The 17,232-nt window shown below is 70.3% G+C and carries 11 protein-coding genes; 8 read left to right on the forward strand and 3 right to left on the reverse strand.

Going from position 1 to position 17,232, the window contains the following annotated elements; genetic code table 11:
• Positions 1-141: 141 nt before the first annotated feature.
• Positions 142-441 carry a DUF2782 domain-containing protein gene (locus tag IE075_RS10000; protein WP_189456055.1) on the reverse strand — a complete coding sequence of 100 codons (300 nt, stop codon included), beginning with the start codon at positions 439-441 and terminating at the stop codon, positions 142-144.
• A 93-nt stretch (positions 442-534) separates the two neighbouring features.
• On the opposite strand from IE075_RS10000, the gene polA reads away from it, so the two are divergent.
• Positions 535-3,300 carry a DNA polymerase I gene (gene polA / locus IE075_RS10005; RefSeq protein WP_189456057.1) on the forward strand — a complete coding sequence of 922 codons (2,766 nt, stop codon included), beginning with the start codon at positions 535-537 and terminating at the stop codon, positions 3,298-3,300.
• 304 nt (positions 3,301-3,604) lie between these two features.
• On the opposite strand, the gene IE075_RS10010 is transcribed toward polA, so the two are convergent.
• The gene (locus tag IE075_RS10010; protein WP_189456059.1) at positions 3,605-4,291 is read right to left on the reverse strand and encodes a hypothetical protein; all 687 of its coding nucleotides are present in this window, start codon (positions 4,289-4,291) and stop codon (positions 3,605-3,607) included.
• A gap of 224 nt (positions 4,292-4,515) precedes the next feature.
• Between IE075_RS10010 and IE075_RS10015 the strand changes: the two genes are divergently transcribed.
• The 6 genes from IE075_RS10015 to IE075_RS10040 all read left to right on the forward strand — a co-directional run bounded on the left by IE075_RS10015 (position 4,516) and on the right by IE075_RS10040 (position 13,044).
• Positions 4,516-5,400 (forward strand): M15 family metallopeptidase, encoded by an 885-nt coding sequence (locus IE075_RS10015; protein WP_189456061.1) that lies wholly within the window; start codon positions 4,516-4,518, stop codon positions 5,398-5,400.
• 84 nt (positions 5,401-5,484) lie between these two features.
• A complete protein-coding gene (locus IE075_RS10020; protein WP_189456063.1) occupies positions 5,485-5,754 on the forward strand; it encodes a PAAR domain-containing protein in 270 nt (89 codons plus the stop codon).
• A 134-nt stretch (positions 5,755-5,888) separates the two neighbouring features.
• The gene (locus IE075_RS10025; protein ID WP_189456065.1) at positions 5,889-7,412 is read left to right on the forward strand and encodes a hypothetical protein; all 1,524 of its coding nucleotides are present in this window, start codon (positions 5,889-5,891) and stop codon (positions 7,410-7,412) included.
• Between the two features lie 21 nt (positions 7,413-7,433).
• A complete protein-coding gene (gene tssM / locus IE075_RS10030; RefSeq protein ID WP_189456073.1) occupies positions 7,434-11,219 on the forward strand; it encodes a type VI secretion system membrane subunit TssM in 3,786 nt (1,261 codons plus the stop codon).
• Positions 11,219-12,214, forward strand: a complete 996-nt coding sequence (tagF, locus tag IE075_RS10035) for a type VI secretion system-associated protein TagF (protein ID WP_189456075.1) — start codon at positions 11,219-11,221, stop codon at positions 12,212-12,214. The genes tssM and tagF overlap by 1 nt, the downstream gene beginning before the upstream one ends.
• A gap of 68 nt (positions 12,215-12,282) precedes the next feature.
• Positions 12,283-13,044: an OmpA family protein gene (locus IE075_RS10040; protein WP_229792454.1), complete on the forward strand. Its 762-nt coding sequence runs from the start codon at positions 12,283-12,285 to the stop codon at positions 13,042-13,044.
• Between the two features lie 39 nt (positions 13,045-13,083).
• Here the strand turns inward: IE075_RS10040 and tssA are convergent, their stop codons facing one another.
• Positions 13,084-14,130, reverse strand: a complete 1,047-nt coding sequence (tssA, locus tag IE075_RS10045) for a type VI secretion system protein TssA (protein WP_189456085.1) — start codon at positions 14,128-14,130, stop codon at positions 13,084-13,086.
• 229 nt (positions 14,131-14,359) lie between these two features.
• Between tssA and IE075_RS10050 the strand changes: the two genes are divergently transcribed.
• Positions 14,360-17,215: a type VI secretion system Vgr family protein gene (locus IE075_RS10050; protein ID WP_229792482.1), complete on the forward strand. Its 2,856-nt coding sequence runs from the start codon at positions 14,360-14,362 to the stop codon at positions 17,213-17,215.
• The last annotated feature ends 17 nt before the right edge of the window (positions 17,216-17,232 follow it).

The raw sequence follows: 17,232 nt of genomic DNA on the forward strand, positions 1-17,232 counted from the left end.
CGAGAGTCGCCATGCCCGTCAAAATCCGAACGTCCGGTTGCCTGATCAGCATCGTCGCGTCGATTGTGCTGACCGTGCTGCTCAACTTCGGCCTGCGCGCCTGCAGCGGCTAGCGCCGGCGCGTCTTCGCCCGATCTGCGGTCACCACTCGAACAGCTTGTAATACACGGGCGAAATGCCCTCGTTGTCGCCGCGCGTGTCGTCGACGCGGCCGTCGCCGTCGCTGTCGATAAGGTAGTAGGTCACCCCGCGTTTCGGCGTAACGCGGACCACGCGCAACTGCCCCGCCACGCGGTATTCGTCGACGACATCGCCGCCGGCTTCGGTGCGGGTCGTGACCTGTGCGCCCTGCAGAGCGGCGGTCGGGTCGTCGGCCGGACCGGGCAGGCTGGCGCAGGCGCTCAGCAGCATGGCAGTCAGGGCAAGGGCGGCAGCGCGCATGGGTCGGGCTCCGGGTCGGGCCTCCAGCATACGGCCGCGCGCGGTGAAGCGTCCGCGCACGGGCCGATGCAGGGCGCCGCGTAGAATCGACGCATGAAACGACTCGTGCTGATCGACGGTTCCAGCTACCTCTACCGCGCGTTCCATGCGCTGCCGCCGCTCACGAACGAGCACGGCGAGCCCACCGGCGCGCTGTTCGGCGTGGTCAACATGCTGCGCTCCACGCTCGCCGAACGGCCCGATTACGTGGCCTACGTCGTCGACGCGAGCGGCCCCACGTTCCGTGAAGCGCTCGACGCGCAGTACAAGGCGAACCGCCCGCCGATGCCCGACGACCTGCGGGCGCAGGTGCAGCCGATGTGCGAGATCGTCAGTGCACTCGGCATCGACATCCTGCGCGTGCCCGGTGTCGAGGCCGACGACGTGATCGGCACGCTCGCGCTGCAGGCCGCCGACGCCGGCATCGACGTCACGATCTCCACCGGCGACAAGGACTTCGCCCAGCTCGTGCGCGACCCCACGCCCGAGGGCTGCGGCATCGCGCTCGTCAACACGATGACCGGCTCGCGCATGGACTGCATCGCGCGCGTGGTCGACAAGTTCGGCGTGCGGCCCGACCAGATCGTCGACTACCTGGCGCTCGTCGGCGACAGCGTCGACAACATTCCGGGCGTCGATAAATGCGGCCCGAAAACCGCTGCGAAATGGCTCGCCGAGCACGGCACGCTTGACGGCGTGATCGCGAACGCCGATGGCATCAAGGGCAAGATCGGCGAGAACCTGCGCGCGGTGCTCGAGCGCCTGCCGCTCAACCGCGAGCTCGCGACGATCCGCACCGACGTTGAACTCGAGCGCGGCCCGACCGAGCTCGTGCTGCGCGAGCGAGACGCCGATGCGCTGCGCACGCTGTATGCACGCTACGGCTTCAAGCAGGCCCTGCGCGAGCTCGACGGCGGCGCGGCCGATACGCTCGAAAGCGTGCGCAACACCGCCGCCGGGTATGCGCGCACGGGCCCGGCGGTCGAAGCGGTCGACCCCGCGCTCGCAGCGCCCGGCGAGTACGAATGTGTGCTCACGCGCGAGCAGCTCGAGGTGTGGATCGCCAAGTTACAGGCGGCCGACGCGTTCGCATTCGACACCGAGACCGACGCGCTCGATGCGCTGCGCGCGAACCTCGTCGGCCTAAGCCTGTGCGTCGAGCCGGGGCAGGCCTGCTACATCCCGCTCGCACACGACTACCCCGGCGCGCCCGCGCAGCTCGATCGCGCCGACGTGCTCGACGCGCTGCGCCCGCTGCTCGAGGACGCCGGCAAGCGCAAGGTCGGTCAGCACGGCAAATACGACCTGCACGTGCTGCGCCGCCACGGCGTTGACGTGCGCGGCTACGCGGACGACACGATGCTCGAGAGCTTTGTGCTCAATGCGACCGCGACGCGCCACGACATGGACTCGCTCGCCAAGCGTTACCTCGGCTACGAGACGGTCAAGTTCACCGACGTGGCGGGCAAGGGCGCGAAGCAGATTTCGTTCTCGCAGGTCGCGCTCGACGACGCGACGCGCTACGCGGCCGAGGATGCGGACGTCACGCTGCGCCTGCACCGCGTGCTTGCGAAGAAACTCAAAGCCGAGCCCGCGCTGGAGCGCGTGTACCGCGAGATCGAGGTGCCGCTCGTGCCCGTGCTCGAGCGCATCGAGGCGAACGGCGTGCGCGTCGACGCCGACGAACTGCGTCGCCAATCGAACGACCTGGGTCGGCGCATGCTCGAACTGCAGCAGCGCGCGACCGAGCTTGCGGGCCGCACGTTCAACCTCGATTCGCCCAAGCAGGTCTGCGCGCTGCTCTACGATGAGTTGCAGCTGCCGACGCTGGTCAAGACGCCCACAGGCCAGCCGAGCGCGAACGAAGAGGCGCTCGAAGCGATCGCCGACCGCCACGAGCTGCCGCGGGTGATCCTCGACTATCGCGGCCTCGCGAAGCTGCGCAGCACCTACACGGACAAGCTGCCGGAGATGATCAACCCCGACACCGGCCGCGTGCACACGAGCTACCACCAGGCCGGCGCCGCGACAGGACGACTCGCCTCGTCCGATCCGAACCTGCAGAACATCCCGATCCGCACCGAGGACGGCCGCCGCATCCGCACCGCGTTTGTCGCGCCGCATGGGCGCAAGATCGTCGCTTGCGACTACTCGCAGATCGAGCTGCGCATCATGGCGCACCTCTCCGAAGACCCCGCGTTGCTGCGCGCGTTCACGTCGGGCCTCGATGTGCACACGGCGACCGCGGCCGAGGTGTTCGGCAAGTCGGTCGATCAGGTCGAGTCGGGCGAGCGGCGCGCGGCGAAGGCGATCAACTTCGGGCTCATGTACGGCATGAGCGCGCACGGGCTTGCCGCGCGGCTCGGCATCAACCGCGGCGAGGCGCAGGACTACATCGCGCTGTACTTCGCGCGCTATCCGGGCGTGCGCGATTACATGGAGCGCACGCGCCAGCAGGCGCGCGAGCAGGGTTATGTCGAGACGGTGTTCGGCCGCCGGCTTTATCTGGAGAACATCCAGGCCCGCAGCCAGGGCCTGCGCGCCGGCGCCGAGCGGGCGGCGATCAACGCGCCGATGCAGGGCACGGCGGCGGACATCATCAAACGCGCGATGGTCGCGGTCGATGCCTGGCTCGCCGACCATGCACAGCGCGCCCTGATGATCCTGCAGGTGCACGACGAACTCGTGTTCGAGGTCGACGAGGCGTTCGTGCCGACCGTCATCGACGCGGTCACTTCGCGCATGGCAGGGGCGGCCGAGCTCCAAGTGCCTCTGGAAGTCGAAAGCGGCGTCGGGGCAAACTGGGACGAAGCGCACTGAGCGGGCCGTCCCACTAGCACCGGATCGGGTGGCGAACTCGACCCGATTTGTCGGGATGAATTGTTTCTGAATTCAACGGCTTCTTAACGCAAACCTTCACGTGGCGTGCATGTTCCCGATGCTCTTATAGCCCCCGACAGATGCAACGTCTGTCGCTGATCTTCTCCCCTCCCCTGGAGCAGATCCGGAGCGAAGGCCCCTCCCCAGGCCCAGCTCCCGAGCCCCGCCGGCCCCCCCTGCCTGCGGGGCTTTTTATTGCCTGCGATTTGGCCGCGGTCGACCGCAGCGCCGCCCCGCTCGGGGTTTACTGCGGCGCGGGGCAGGCCGGATCGGTGCCGGCGAAGCGGGTGCAGATCTTCTGCCGGCATTGCACGCCCCGTGCGGTGTTCGCCTTCGGGCACGCGCGCAGCATCGCCTGTACGTCCTGCGGCGCGCGCGCCTGCGCCTGGCCGTTCTCCCGACGAATCTGTTGGACCAGCTCGTCCATCGGCGTCGGCCGGTGACCGACGCTCGCCGCGGGCGGGGCCTGCTCGATGTTGTGCAGCAGCGTTGCGAAAAGATCGCTCTTGCCGTTCGCGGATTGCGCCTCCGGCGGCGGAGTGGCACGCCGCGGACGCGGTGTCTGTGCGGGCGCGGGCGCACGTTCGCGCGGCGCCGGTGCGGCGGGCGGGTTTGCGAACGGCGAGGGCGCCACGACCGGGACGACGGCCGGCGCTGCCGCCGCCGCGGCTTCGGTGGCTTCGAACGGCGTCGGGCCGTCGTCGGGCGCGTCGACGATCGTTGCCGCGGCGGCCGGTGCCGGCACGGTTTCGGCACGCGCGTCCGCCTCGGCGGCGCTCGTAACAACGGGCCCGGGGGCGGCGGATTCGGGTCCGCGCGTGAGGCCGTAGAGGCCTCCGGCAAGCACCGCCGCCGCGAGCGCAGTAACGATGCCGATGGGCACGCGTCTGGGCCGCACGGGGGCCACGCGCGGCTCCGGGCGGTTCTCCATGTTTGCTAAGATTCGCCCGCTCGCGGGGGGCGAGGCCGGCGTCGCGCCGGTACCCGACAGCAGACTGGGGCGAGTCGACTTGGCCTCATGCCGATCCACGGAAATTCCTTTTTCCGATCCGGCTGGGCCGGACCATGGCGGTTCGGCATTCTAGCTGTCGTTAAGACACCGTCAATGCGACCAAGCCGGTCGCGCTTCAGTCGATCCAGGGATGGGCCGCGCTCGTGTTTGTCTTGCTGGTTGCGGTGTCGTTCGTCCTGGTCTGCATCTGCGCGTGGCTGCTGCTGTTTCCAAGCGCGCGCGAGGCCTGCGCGCGTGCGCTCGGGCGCCTGTTCCGGCGGGGCTCGGCGGCGGCCGCAGCGCAGCGCGAGCGCGCGAGGACGCGCGGTGGCCGCACTGCCGAGGATGTGCGCGCCCGGGTCGGCGGGGTCCAGGCTTGGCTGGGGCGGCACCGCGTGGCGATCGCGGCAACGGTGCTCATCCTCGCGTTGCCGCCGTTGCTCGTGCTGCAGCTGCGTGAGCGCCCGCAACTGGACTCGTTCGACGACGCGGCGGTCGACACCGGCGATTCGCAGGTGCTCGCGCTGCTGCGCGGCGAGCGACTGGTCCCGCCGCCCGAGCTTCCGCCTGAAGTGTTCATCGCGGCGGAGGCCGCGCTGACGCAGATGGCCCCGACCGCCGTGGCGCCCGAGCGGATCGTCACCGCCGACCGCCGTTGGGGTCGCATCGACCCCGCCTTCCAGCAGCGCGTGCTCGCGGTGTACCGGATCATGCAGGACCAGTACGGGATCGAGATGGCGCTCGTCGAGGGATATCGCAGCCCCGAGCGTCAGGCGGAGTTGGCGAGGGGCGGCAAGGCCACGCGCGCCGGCGCGGGCATGAGCTGTCACCAGTACGGGCTCGCCGTCGACAGCGCCCCGCTGCGCAACGGCAAGCTGCAGTGGGACATGGCCGACCCGTGGACCCGCGACGCCTACTTCCTGTACGGGCGTCTGGCCCAGGAGGCCGGTCTGGAATGGGGCGGCAACTGGCGCAGCCTGAAGGATTACGTCCACCTCGAATCGAAGGCCGCGTGCCGGGCTTCGATCCGCATGGCTCGAGCGGGCTGATAAAACCGCGGAAGTCTTGCTATCGTCACGCCACGCGCACGGAACGCGGCAGCCGGTCTCACCGGCCGACATGGAGCACGTCGGATGTCCAAGCCCATCATCGTCCTCGGGGACAAGACCGACCATGGCGGCGTCGTGGTCACGGGCGCGCCTGCGTCCGATATCGACGGCAAGCCGATCGCACGCCAGGGTGACCAGGTGACCTGCCCGCAGTGCAAGGGCGTGTTCCCGATCGCCAGCGGCGACGCCACGCTGATCGTCGACGGCCAGCCCGTGGCCCGCGATGGCGACAAGACCGCCTGCGGCGCGTCGCTGATCGCCGGGCAGCAGGTCCACGCCGTGGTCGGCGGCTGAGCCCAGGGCAATGACGATGCATTGCACCCGTGTCGTCCGGCCGCCGCGCGAGGCGCTGTCGTCCCTGTGGGCGCCTGCAGGCACGGCGTGTCCGGCGCCCGCACCTGCCGCGTCCGCTGCACCCGGGCGCTGACATGTCCGCCGTGCAAACCGCGAATCCCGGCGTCGACCTCGCCGCCGCAGACCGTCCCTCGCCGTGGTGGAAGTGGCTGCTGGCGGCGCTGCTGCTGACCGGGCTGGTCTGGGCGACCGTCATTTTCGTCTGGCAGGTCAACCGCACCGACCCGGGCGCGCGTGACCTGCTGCTGTGGCTGGTCGCGCTGCCGATGGGGCTGATCGCGGGCGCCCACCTGCTGCGCTCGGGCCTGCGGGGCCGAAGCGTGCGCGCCGCGGAGATCGCGCCGGCGGGTGTGGACGCGGTGGCCGCCACTGACGGGCTGGACGCGCCGCCCCGGGCGTTGCCGCTGCTCGCCCATGCGCTTTCGTGCCGCGCCGGCGTGGATGCGGACGACGCCATCGCGCAGCTGCGCACCGCCCCGCGGCCCGGGCTGCACCCCAGCCTGCGCGACCGGTACGGCCTGCCGGTGTTCGCCGCGCCCGTCGACGGCCTCGACGTCGATGCAGCCACTGCCGCGTTGCACGACGCCGGCGCCGAAGACCTCGGGGGCTGGGACGAGGAGATCGCGCGCGCCTGGGCCCTGCTCGAACCGGTGCTCGATGCGTTGCTGCTCGCCGACGTCGCCGCGCAGGCCCTGCCCGACGACGAGACACCGGCCGACGCGAGCGCGCTGCCGGGGTACGTGTACGCCCACTCGCGCTCGGTGCGCGCGGCGCCCCACCAGGCCGGACCGCAACTGCAGATCCACGTGCTGCTGCCGGCGCGGTGGCCGTCACATGCGCGGGATATCGCGTCCGACGCTGTCCGCGGTCGCGCGCAGGCGATGGGGCACGCGGCCGATGCGCTCGAACTCAATGTCGTGCCGCTGTCGCATGCGCGCGAAGTCTGGAGCCTGTTGGATCGGCTGAGCCTGGAGCTGCACGCCGCGCCGCGTGCTGACCGCCACCTCGTGCTCGCGACCGATTCGCTGGTCGGCGCGTTGTCGGTCGAGGCGCTCGAGCACGCCGGACGGCTGTTCGGTTCGGCGCAACCCGAGGGCCGCATCCCCGGCGAGGCGGCCGCAGGCCTGCTGCTGGGTGCAGCCAGGACCCCGGACGTGCCGGACGTGGCGCCATTGCAGGTGCACCGCGCGATCGTGGACCCCGCATCGCGCGAGGATCGCAGCACCCGGGCCGCGGTCCGCGCGGCGGGCGATGTTTGCGCACGTGCGCTCGCGGTCGCGCGGCAACCGGCCGACGCGGTGCGCGCGCTGGTCAGCGACGCCGACCAGCGTCCCAGCCGGTCCATCGAGGCCGCCGGCACGCTCGTCGCGCAACTGCCCGAGCTCGAACCGGACCTGCACGGCCTGCACCTGGGCGTCGCCTGCGGCGACGTCGGGCTCGCCGCGCCGCTGGCCCTGCTCGCGCTCGCCGCCGCCCAGGCGGCGCAGGCGCAGGCGCCTGTGCTCGCACTCAGCATTGCCGACGACGCCTGCCGCGCCGCGCTGGCGATCACCCCTTTTCCGACGGCCGCCGCAACGGCGACGGCTGCGGCCGCCTAATTGATCCAGGTGCAGTGTTCGATGAGCAGTCTCAGGTATTGGTTAACCGACTACCGCGTGATCAGCGCGCTCGGCGTGGCTGCAGCGGCGGCCGTGGTGTATTTCGGCGCGGACACGCTGACCGGCATCGGCGCGTGGCTGCTCGTCGCGGCCGTGCTCGCCCTGTTGGTCTGGGGCGCCGTGTGGCTCGCGCAGCGCATGCGGGCGGCCCGGGCTGCGCGTGAACTCGATGCCATGGTCGCGCAGCAGGCGGACCAGGCCGTAGCCGCGGCGCGGCCGGCGGCGCGCGCCGACGCCGAGGTGCTGCGTGAGCGCATGCAGGACGCGGTCAAGGCGATCAAGACATCCAAGCTGGGCCTGATGAAGGGCAACGCGGCGCTCTACGAGCTGCCGTGGTACGTGATCATCGGCAACCCGGCCGCCGGCAAAAGCACCGCGATCCTCAACTCGGGCCTGCGCTTTCCGTTCGAGGACAACCGCAGCAACGTCATCCACGGGCTCGGCGGCACGCGCAACTGCGACTGGTACTTCACGACCGAAGGCATCGTGCTCGACACGGCCGGGCGCTACACGGTCAGCACCGAAGACCGGCTGGAGTGGTTGACGTTCCTCGACCTGCTGAAAAAGCACCGTCCGCGCGCGCCGATCAACGGCGTGATCATCGCGGCAAGCATCGCGGAGCTGTCGGGCAGCAAGCCGGAGTTCGCGATCGAGCTCGCGAAGAACCTGCGCCAGCGCGTGCAGGAGCTGACCGAGCGGCTCGAGGTGTTCGCGCCGGTCTATGTGGTGTTCACCAAGGCCGACCTGATCGCGGGTTTCAGTGACTTCTTCCGCGGCCTCGACCCGTCCGAACGCGAGAACGCCTGGGGCGCAACCCTGCCGTTTGACCCCAAGGGCGAGGTCGATGCGCTGGACGCGTTCGACAAGCGCTTCGACGAACTCAGCGATGGCCTCAAGGAGATGAGCCTGTCGCAGATGGCGATGCAGCGCGGCCGCGAGGTCGCGCCGGCGCTGCTGACGCTGCCGCTCGAATTCGCCGCGATCAAGCCTGCGCTGCGCACGTTCATCGCGACGCTGTTCGAGGAAAACCCGTACCAGTTCAAGCCGGTGTTCCGCGGCTTCTACTTCACAAGTGCGCTGCAGGAAGGCGTGTCGGTCCAGCACGCGTCCGATCGCATCGGTCGGCAGTTCGCGCTCGAACCGCGCTCGGCCGCTACGGAGCGCGCGCCGCTGTCGGAGAACAGCCACTTCCTGCTCGGCCTGTTCCGCAAGGTGATCTTCGCCGACAAGCAGCTGGTCCGGCAGTACTCGAGCCCCACCCGCAACCGCCTGCGCTATGCCGTGTTCTTCGCCTCCGTTGCAGCGCTCGCAATCGCGCTGACCGGCTGGACGTGGTCGTACACCAGCAACCGCCAGCTCGTGGCGAACGTCACCGCCGATCTCGACAAGGCGATCGAGCTGCAGAAAAACCAGATCGACCTGCAGTCGCGTATCAAGGCCTTGCTGATCCTGCAAGACCGCATGGAGCAACTCGACCGCTACCGCGACGAGCACCCGGTTGGCATGGGCCTGGGCCTGTACCAGGGCGAGCGCATCGAGCAGAAACTGCGCGAGGAGTACTTCCACGGCATGCGCCAGCTGATGCTCGCGCCGGTGACCGCCGAGCTCGAGAGTTACCTGCGGCAGGTGATCGCCCGCCGCGCCGAACTCGCGCAGCCACCGGTCGGCGGCGCGTCGCCGGCCGACGCAACCGCGCAGGCCGCGCCGGCTGCCGGCGCGCTGTACCAGGCCGTTTCGCCGACCGATGCGAACGACGCCTATGCGGCCTTGAAGACCTATCTGATGCTCGCCGACCGCAGCAAGGCCGAGACGAGCCACCTCAACGACCAGCTGACGCGCTTCTGGCGCGGCTGGCTCGAGAACAACCGCGGCGGGCTGCCGCGTGAGGAGATGGCACGCGCGGCCGAGCGGTTGATGACGTACTACGTGAGCCAGTCGACGCGGCCGGACTGGCCGCAGCTCGATCCGAAGTTCAGCCTCGTCGACGACAGCCGCCAAGCCCTCAAGCAGGTCATGAAAGGCACGCCTGCGCGCGACCGCGTGTATGCGCAGATCAAGCAGCGCGCGGCGACGCGCTACGCGCCAATCACCGTTGCGAGCCTGCTCGGTGAGGACAAGGGCAGCGCGCTGGTGGCCGGCAGCCATGCGATCAACGGCGCGTTCTCCCAGGCCGCGTGGGAGGGCTACGTCAAGGATGCAATCAAGGAAGCTGCGAACACCCAGCTCAGCACCACCGATTGGGTGCTTGAGCAGACCGTGCAGAGCGACCTGACGCTGGCCGGCAGCCCCGAGCACATCGCGCAGGAACTCAAGGCGCTGTACAAGGCCGAGTACGCACGCGAGTGGCACAAGTTCCTGCAGGGCGTGACGATCGCCGAGTTCGGCACGTTCGACCAGGCGGTCGACCGCATGAACGCACTCGGCGATCCGGCCGGCTCGCCGCTGCGCAAGCTGCTCGAAGCCGTGAACCGCGAGACGATCTGGGACAACCCGGCCGCGCAGAGCAAGCTCGTCGGGGCCGCCAAGAGCGGTTTTGTCGAGTGGTTCAAGCGCGTGGTCATGCAGCGCAACCCGACATCGATTCCTGTCCAGATCAATCCGGTCACCGGCAAGGAAGAACCGGTGCCGATGGGCCCGATCGGAAAGGAGTTCGAAGGCCTCGCGCGGTTGCTCGCTGCGCGCGACGGCGCGCCTCCGCTGCTGCACGGCTACTTCGACGCGCTCGGCAAGGTCCGCAGCCGCCTCAACACGATCAAGACGCAGGGCGATCCAGGCCCGGGCGCGCGCAAGCTGATGCAGGAAACGCTCGACGGCGCGGGCTCCGAGCTCGGCGAAGCGCAGCGCCTGGTCGACGAGCAGATGGTCAACGGCCTCAACAATGCGCAGCGACAGGCGCTGCGGCCGCTGCTGATGCGTCCGTTGCTGCAGAGCTACGCCGCGCTCGTGCGCCCGGCCGAAGGCGAGATCAACCGCACCTGGCAGGCGCAGGTCTATGAGCCGTTCCAGAGCACGCTCGCGCAGAAGTACCCGTTCAGCCCCTCGGCGTCGGTCGAAGCGGCGCAGAGCGACATCGAGCAGATCTTCGGCCCGGCCGGTGCGATCGCGAAGTTCGGCAACGATGCCCTCGGCAGCCTCGTGATCCGCCGCGGCAACACGATGACGCCGCAGCGCTGGGCCGAAATGGGCGTGAGCCTGCGACCGGAGCTGATGAACCACTACGCGAACTGGGTCGGTGGCAGCGGCGCGACGTCGAGCAGCGGCATGGTGTTCGAGATCCTGCCGTCGCCGGCGGACGGCCGCGAATACAGCATCACGATCGACGGCCAGCAGCTGCGCTACCGCAACACGCCCCCGCAGTGGACGACGTTCCAGTACCCCGGCGCAGGGGGCGCGCCCGGTGTGCGGATCGAAGCGATCACCGCCGACGGCCGCACTGTCGAGGTGTTCAACGCGCCGGGCCCGAACGGCATGTCGCGCCTGTACAGCGCCGCGGAGCGCCGCAGCCTGGCCGACAACCACTTTCAGATGACGGTCGGCGGCGGCGAGATCGATGTCGGCTTTGAGCTGCGCATCGTGAGCATGCCGCAGTCGGGCACTGCGCAAGGCGGCGACAGCCTGCGCGGCCTGCGGCTGCCCGAAGCCGTGGCCGGTGCGGCTCCTGCGCCGACGGCTGCCTCGACAGCGGGCGCGGCCACGGCGTCCGCGACGGGCGGCGCTTCGACGCCCGCCACGGCGGGAGGCCGCTGATGCTCGCCGTCGACACGTTGCCGGTGAGCTACTTCGGGAAGCTGCCGTCGCGCGGCGACTTCGTGCGCACGGTCGACCACCACCCGCTGATGGTGCTGCTCGATCGCTGGGCCGCGGGCGGCGTCGAACTGCTCGCGCAGAACCCGGACTGGAAGCAGCTCTACGACACCGCCGCGCCGATCCACTTCGCGTTCCTCGGCTCGAAAAGCCGGCTGGCGATCGCCGGCCACTTCCAGCCGAGCCGGGACGCCACCGGGCGACGCTTCCCGTTCCTGTCGGCGACGCGCCTGGAGGTGCCGCAGCCGATCGCGTTCATCGGCCGCAGCCCGCTCGCGCTCGCACGCCTGTGGAGCGGCCTGGCCCGGCTGAGCCGTCAGGCCGTGCAGGCCGACGACGCACGCGATGCACTGCGCGAGCTCGTCGACAGCCCGGTCACCGTCAACGCCGACCCGGCGGTGTACGCAGCGCCATTCAACGATTTCCTCGACATGCAGGACATCGGCTCGTTGCAGTCCCTGTTGCGCGGGTCAGGCCACGGCGAGCTCCAATTACGCTGGACGCTGCCGGCACTCGGCTTGCTGCTGCAGCCACTGCTGAGTGGCGGCGCGACGCAGATCGACAAGGCGCTCGCGCTGCCGCTGCCGCGCGACACGCTGTACCGGCCGCTCGTGGCCGCGTTCTGGCTCGACCTGCTGGCCGGCTTCACCGCGCGCGCCGACTTCGAAATCGCGGTGATGATTCGTGAGAGCGGCCCGCTCGCGACGGCGCCGCAACTGGTGGTCGGCTTCAACGGCGCCGACGGCCGCCTGCTGCAGGCGGCGCTCGATCCGCAGGTCGCGCTCGAGCAGATCATTCGCGTCGACGACGCGGAGTGGGTGGCCGACCAGGTGTCCGGCGACTACGCGCTGGACAAACTGGCGACCTATCTCGAGCGGGACGACCTGTCCCTGCGCATGGCGCGCGCCATCTTCGGCGAAGTTTTTCTGGGAGTTTGAACATGCGGCGTTGCTATTGGCGGGGCGCTGCGGCTCCCGCGCGAACGATCCGGGCCGCGGCCTTCGCGATGCTGTGCGTCGCCGCTCCGCTTGCCCTGGCGCAGGGCGTGCCGGCTGCAAGCGCGGCGGCCGCTCCGAAGCCCATCGTCGCGGCCGGCACGGTGCCCGATGAGGCAACGCGTGCCGCGGTGCTGAGTCGGCTGCGCGAGCTCTACGGCGCGCAGCGCGTCGTCGACCGGATCGAAATCGACGCGGGCGTCGTCGCGCCGCCGAACTGGCAGCAGCACGTGGTGACGATGCTGACGCCCGCGTTGCAGCAGGTCTCGGCGGGGCAGGTCGACATCAGCGGCAACGCGGTCCGCGTGACCGGAGAGGTCGCGAACGAAGCGCAGCGCCAGCAGGTAGTGAGCGACATGGCCACGGCGCTCAACAACCCGACGTACACGATCACCAATGCGCTTCGAAACGGCAGCGGCCAGCAGAAGCTGCTCGATGCCGCACTTGCGAACCGCATCATCGAGTTCGAAAGCGGCAGCGCGACGCTCGCACCGCAGGGGCGCGTGATCCTCGACGAAATGGCAGCGGCGATGCGTCGCATCGGCCAGTCGCGCGTGCAGATCATCGGCCACACCGACGCCGTCGGCGGCCGCGACGCGAACGTGGCGCTGAGCCTCGCTCGCGCGGCGGCGGTCAAGGCCTACCTCGAAGAGCAGGGCATTGCGGCCGACAACCTCAGCGTGCGTGGGCTGGGGCCGGATCAGCCGGTGGCCGACAACGCGACCCCGCAGGGTCGTGCGCGCAACCGGCGGATCGAGTTCCGCGTGCTGTGAGCCCCACGCCCCGGCGCGTCGCCGGGGCGTCCGTCAGGCTCAGTAGTCGCTGGTCGTCTCGTCCTTCGAATCGAGCAGCTCTTCGAGCTGGCTCAGCGTGCTGTCGTCCTTGATGACCCGGCGCAACCACACGTGCAGCGGCATTTCGCCCCAGTTCGCGGCCTTGTCGGCGAGGTAGGCCACCGGGCTGTGCGGCTCGGTGCGTCGGAAGAACTCCGCCACGCGCCGCAGATGCGCGAGCGCCTCGCGGCGTGAGTCGATTGCGCCGGACGGCGTCGCCACGGCCGCGCCCGCCGTCGACCCGACGGCTGCGCTCACCTCGTGCGACACCGGCACCGGCGCGTCGTTGGTCACGCCGTCGACAAGCACCCCAGCCTCACGCGCGAAGCGCCGCGCCGTGTCGGCAAACCGTTCGAGCTGGTCGCGTACGCCCGAAAAGCTCGGGCCGTCGATGCCCAGCCGCGCGTCCACCGCCTGCTGCAGTTCCTGCAGCGCCTCGCGACTGGCGGGCAGCGCGTCGATTAGGCGCAGGTAGAACTCGCGGGGCGTCGCGCGCCGCGCCGCGTCGATCATCTCCGCCGTGACCCCGTCGGCCTCGTGGCGACGGCCATGCGCGGCCTCGATGTCGGCCAGGCCGAAGCGCCCGTGCGGAGACTGGATCAACGGCAACTGCCGCAGCCACAGCACCGACTGGTCGAGCAGCCAGCGCAGGCTGCCAACGCGCTGCTCGATGTCGCCGTCCTCGATCACCGGATGCAGCTCATCCCAATAGCGATCGCACAGCCGCGCGGTCAGCCGGAAGCCCTCGGCCAGCCCGGCGATGCCATGCAGCCGCGTCTGCGCCTCGGTCCACCACGCCGCCAGCCGCAGATCCTTGCTGCGCTGTTGCAGCAACCCGCCGCACTGGTTCGCCACGGCGGGCCACTCGGCCGTCTTGAGCTCGGTGATCCACTCGCCCTGTTCGAGCGTCGGATCGTCCGCGCGCCGCGCTTCCATGATCGCGTCGTATTCGACCGAGAACGAGAGGTCTTCGCCGCACGGCGAGGCGTCGGAAATCGGCGCCAGCAGGGCATCCAGATCCAGCATGTCAGTCCATTGAATGTTCAGTGAGTCGCGATTCTAGCGAGCAACGACTGACGTGCGACGGCACAAGCTCACCCGGCGCGGCACCCGCCCGACGAGTTCTGGTAACTTGCGCAAGTGCGATGGCCGGGCTTCGAAACACGAAGCCTCATGGAACCCAGGTCGGTCGCCCGGGCCCGCGGCGTTGCGCCACGGGACCCCGCTTTTTCATGGAGGAACAGGCGTGAGCTCGTTGGATGCACTGCGCGAACTGCAGACCGCGCTGGCCCGGTACCGCGCGGGCGATCGTCTTTACCGCCTCGATCTGGCGGACGCGTCGGACACGCTCGTCGTCGAACGCTGGCAGGGCCGCGAGGCGCTGGCGCCCGGCGCGCCGGACGGCGGTTTCGAGTGGTGGGTGGACGCGCTGTCGGTCGACGCACACCTGTCGCTCGATGACTATCTCGGGCAATCCGCGCGGCTGTGGACCCGGCTCGCCGACGGCACCCGCGCAAGCCGCAGCGGCCTCGTGCGCGAGGCCGCGTGCCTGGGCAGCGACGGCAGCCTCGCGCGCTATCGCCTCTGCCTCGTGCCGTGGACGTGGTTGCTCGGCCAGGGCCGCCACTCGCGCGTGTTCCAGGACCGCACCGTCCAGCAGATCGTCGAGTCGGTGTTTGCCGCGTACGGTGCGCTCGCCGCATGGCGCTGCAGCGACGAGCTCGGCCCGTTCCTGCAGCAGGCCCGCCCGCGCAGCTACTGCGTGCAGTACCGCGAGACCGACCTTGCGTTCGTCAGCCGCCTGCTCGCCGAAGAAGGGCTCGGCTGGCGGATTGAAGAAGACGATGAGTCCGTCGGCGGCCACCGCATCGTGCTGTTCGCCGACAGCGGCGAGGGCCCGCAGGATGCGAGCGCCGAAGCCGATGGCGGCATCCGCTTCCACCGCGCCGACGCGACCGAGTCGTCCGACAGCGTGCAGGCGTTCGGCGCGACACGCCGGCTCGAGTCCAGCGTGCTCACGCTGCTAAGCCACGACTACAAATCCGTGCAAGCGCTCGGCATCAGCGTGCCACTCGACGCGACCGACACCGGCGCTGCGCGCGAGGTCTACGACCCCGCCGGCGCCTACGCGTTCGCCGACCACACCGAAGCCGAGCGCTACGGCAACCTGCTCGCGCAGGCGCGCGAAGCGCAGCGCGAAGTCTGGCTGGGTCGTGGCAGCGTACGCACGTTCCGGTCCGGCACGTGGTTCGCCCTGCACGGCGCCCCGTCCGACGGCGAACAACCGCCCGAGGAGGCGCTGCTCGTCACCGTGCAACACGCCGGCGTCAATGACCTGCCGCGCGCCGTGCGCGACGCGATCGCCGCGGTGCTCGGCGACGCACCGCCGCCCAGAGGCGCAGGCATCACCCCGACACTCTGGCAGGCAGTGCTCACGCAGGCGCAGGCACAGGGCTACGCGAACGCGTTCACCGCGCTGCCGCGCACGCAGCCGTGGCGGCCGACGCTGCTCGACGGCACGGGCGCGCGCGTCAATCCGCGGCCGACCGCGCCCGGCTACCAGAGCGCGATCGTGGTCGGCCCCGACAGCAGCACCGCGCCGCAGGGTGCGCACGAGCTGCACAGCGACGCGTTCGGCCGCATCCGCGTGCGCTTCCACTTCCAGTCCGTGGCCGGTGGCGACGAAGCCCCCGACAGCACCTGGCTGCGCGTCGCCCAGCGCTACGCGGGCCCGGGTGTCGGCGCGCAGTTCCTGCCACGCATCGGGCAGGAAGTGCTGGTCGGCTTTCTCGACGGCGACATCGACCGCCCGGTCATCGTCGGCGCGCTCTACAACGGGCAGGGCGATGCCGGCATCCCCGCGACGCCGGGCGGCGCGGCGGCCGAGTCCGACCTGTCAGCCTATGCGCAGGCCGGCGACCACCAGCCCAGCGCGCAGGCCAACCTGCGCGGCGGACACGCCCCGGTCTGGCATGGCATGAGCCCGGACGCCGACGGCCACCGCAACGCCGCCGCGATGCTCGGCGTGCAATCCAAGGAGTTCGGCGGCAGCGGCCACAGCCGCCTCGTGTTCGACGACAGCGACGGCCAGCTGCGCCTGCAGCTAGCGACCACGCACGCCGCCACCCAGCTCACGCTCGGCCACCTGATCCACCAGGCCGACAATTACCGCGGCAGCTTCCGCGGCGAAGGCTTCGAGCTGCGCACCGACGCCTGGGGCGCGATCCGCGGCGAGCGCGGCCTTTGGATCAGCGCCTACGACGCCCCGGCCGACGCCCCCGCGGGCGAGCACCTGGGCCCGGCCGCGCTGCTCAAGCAGGCGAGCGAAGCCGCCAAGACCCTGTCGCAGGCCGCAGGCACGCACCGCACCGTCAAGCTCGCCGCGCACGAGGGCGTGCGCAAAGCCGGCCAGTCCGCGCTCATCGACGACCATGCCCCGCTGCAGGCGCTGCTCAAGAGCGCGAAGACCACCGTCGACGCAAGCGCACTCGACACCGCGCTCGGCGATGCACGCAACCGCCGGGCCTCAGCCGGCCCCGACCGCGTGCCGCACACCGGCGATGCACTGCTCGGCCTCGCCGCGCCGGCCGGTATCGGCCTGGTCGCCGGCCAGAGCCTGCAATGGGCGGTCGGCGAAACCCTGACCCTCATGAGCGGTCAAGCCAGCAACGCCGCAATCGCCGGCGACCTGCGCATCCACAGCGGCCAGGCCATCGGTTGGCTCGCGCATGCGATCGAAGGCGAAGCCAACCCGGTCGCACTCGCGCTTGTCACCGCCGAAGGCAAGCTCGAGTTCGAAGCGCAGCACGACGTGCTCAAGTTGCAGGCACGCGACGAGCTGAAGATCGTCAGCGCGCATGCCGAGGTCGAGCTGGCGGCCGGCAAGACTGTGCACCTGGCGACCTCGGGCGGGGCGAGCATCACGATCGAGGGTGGGAACATCACCGTGGCCTGCCCCGGCAACCTCACGGTGCATGCGGCGAAGAAGTCATTTGTTGGGCCAACCAGCCTCAACCGGCAATTTGTCAAATGGCCGGAATCCAGCCTCAACGCGCCTTGCATGAAGGCTGCAGCTGAAGCCAACAGCGCATTCGTGAAGGTGCCCGAGTGATGAGTGCAAGAGCCCGC

It is taken from the genome of Cognatilysobacter bugurensis (assembly GCF_014652095.1).
Taxonomy (GTDB): Bacteria; Pseudomonadota; Gammaproteobacteria; order Xanthomonadales; family Xanthomonadaceae; genus Cognatilysobacter; species Cognatilysobacter bugurensis.

Excerpts from the sequence above, each read along its gene's own strand:
- tssA (WP_189456085.1), bottom strand. The coding sequence starts at position 14,130 with ATGCTGGATCTGGATGCCCTGCTGGCGCCGATTTCCGACGCCTCGCCG.
- polA (WP_189456057.1), top strand. The coding sequence starts at position 535 with ATGAAACGACTCGTGCTGATCGACGGTTCCAGCTACCTCTACCGCGCG.
- tagF (WP_189456075.1), top strand. The coding sequence starts at position 11,219 with ATGCTCGCCGTCGACACGTTGCCGGTGAGCTACTTCGGGAAGCTGCCG.
- IE075_RS10040 (WP_229792454.1), top strand. The coding sequence starts at position 12,283 with ATGCTGTGCGTCGCCGCTCCGCTTGCCCTGGCGCAGGGCGTGCCGGCT.
- tssM (WP_189456073.1), top strand. The coding sequence starts at position 7,434 with ATGAGCAGTCTCAGGTATTGGTTAACCGACTACCGCGTGATCAGCGCG.
- IE075_RS10010 (WP_189456059.1), bottom strand. The coding sequence starts at position 4,291 with ATGGAGAACCGCCCGGAGCCGCGCGTGGCCCCCGTGCGGCCCAGACGC.
- IE075_RS10020 (WP_189456063.1), top strand. The coding sequence starts at position 5,485 with ATGTCCAAGCCCATCATCGTCCTCGGGGACAAGACCGACCATGGCGGC.
- IE075_RS10000 (WP_189456055.1), bottom strand. The coding sequence starts at position 441 with ATGCGCGCTGCCGCCCTTGCCCTGACTGCCATGCTGCTGAGCGCCTGC.
- IE075_RS10025 (WP_189456065.1), top strand. The coding sequence starts at position 5,889 with ATGTCCGCCGTGCAAACCGCGAATCCCGGCGTCGACCTCGCCGCCGCA.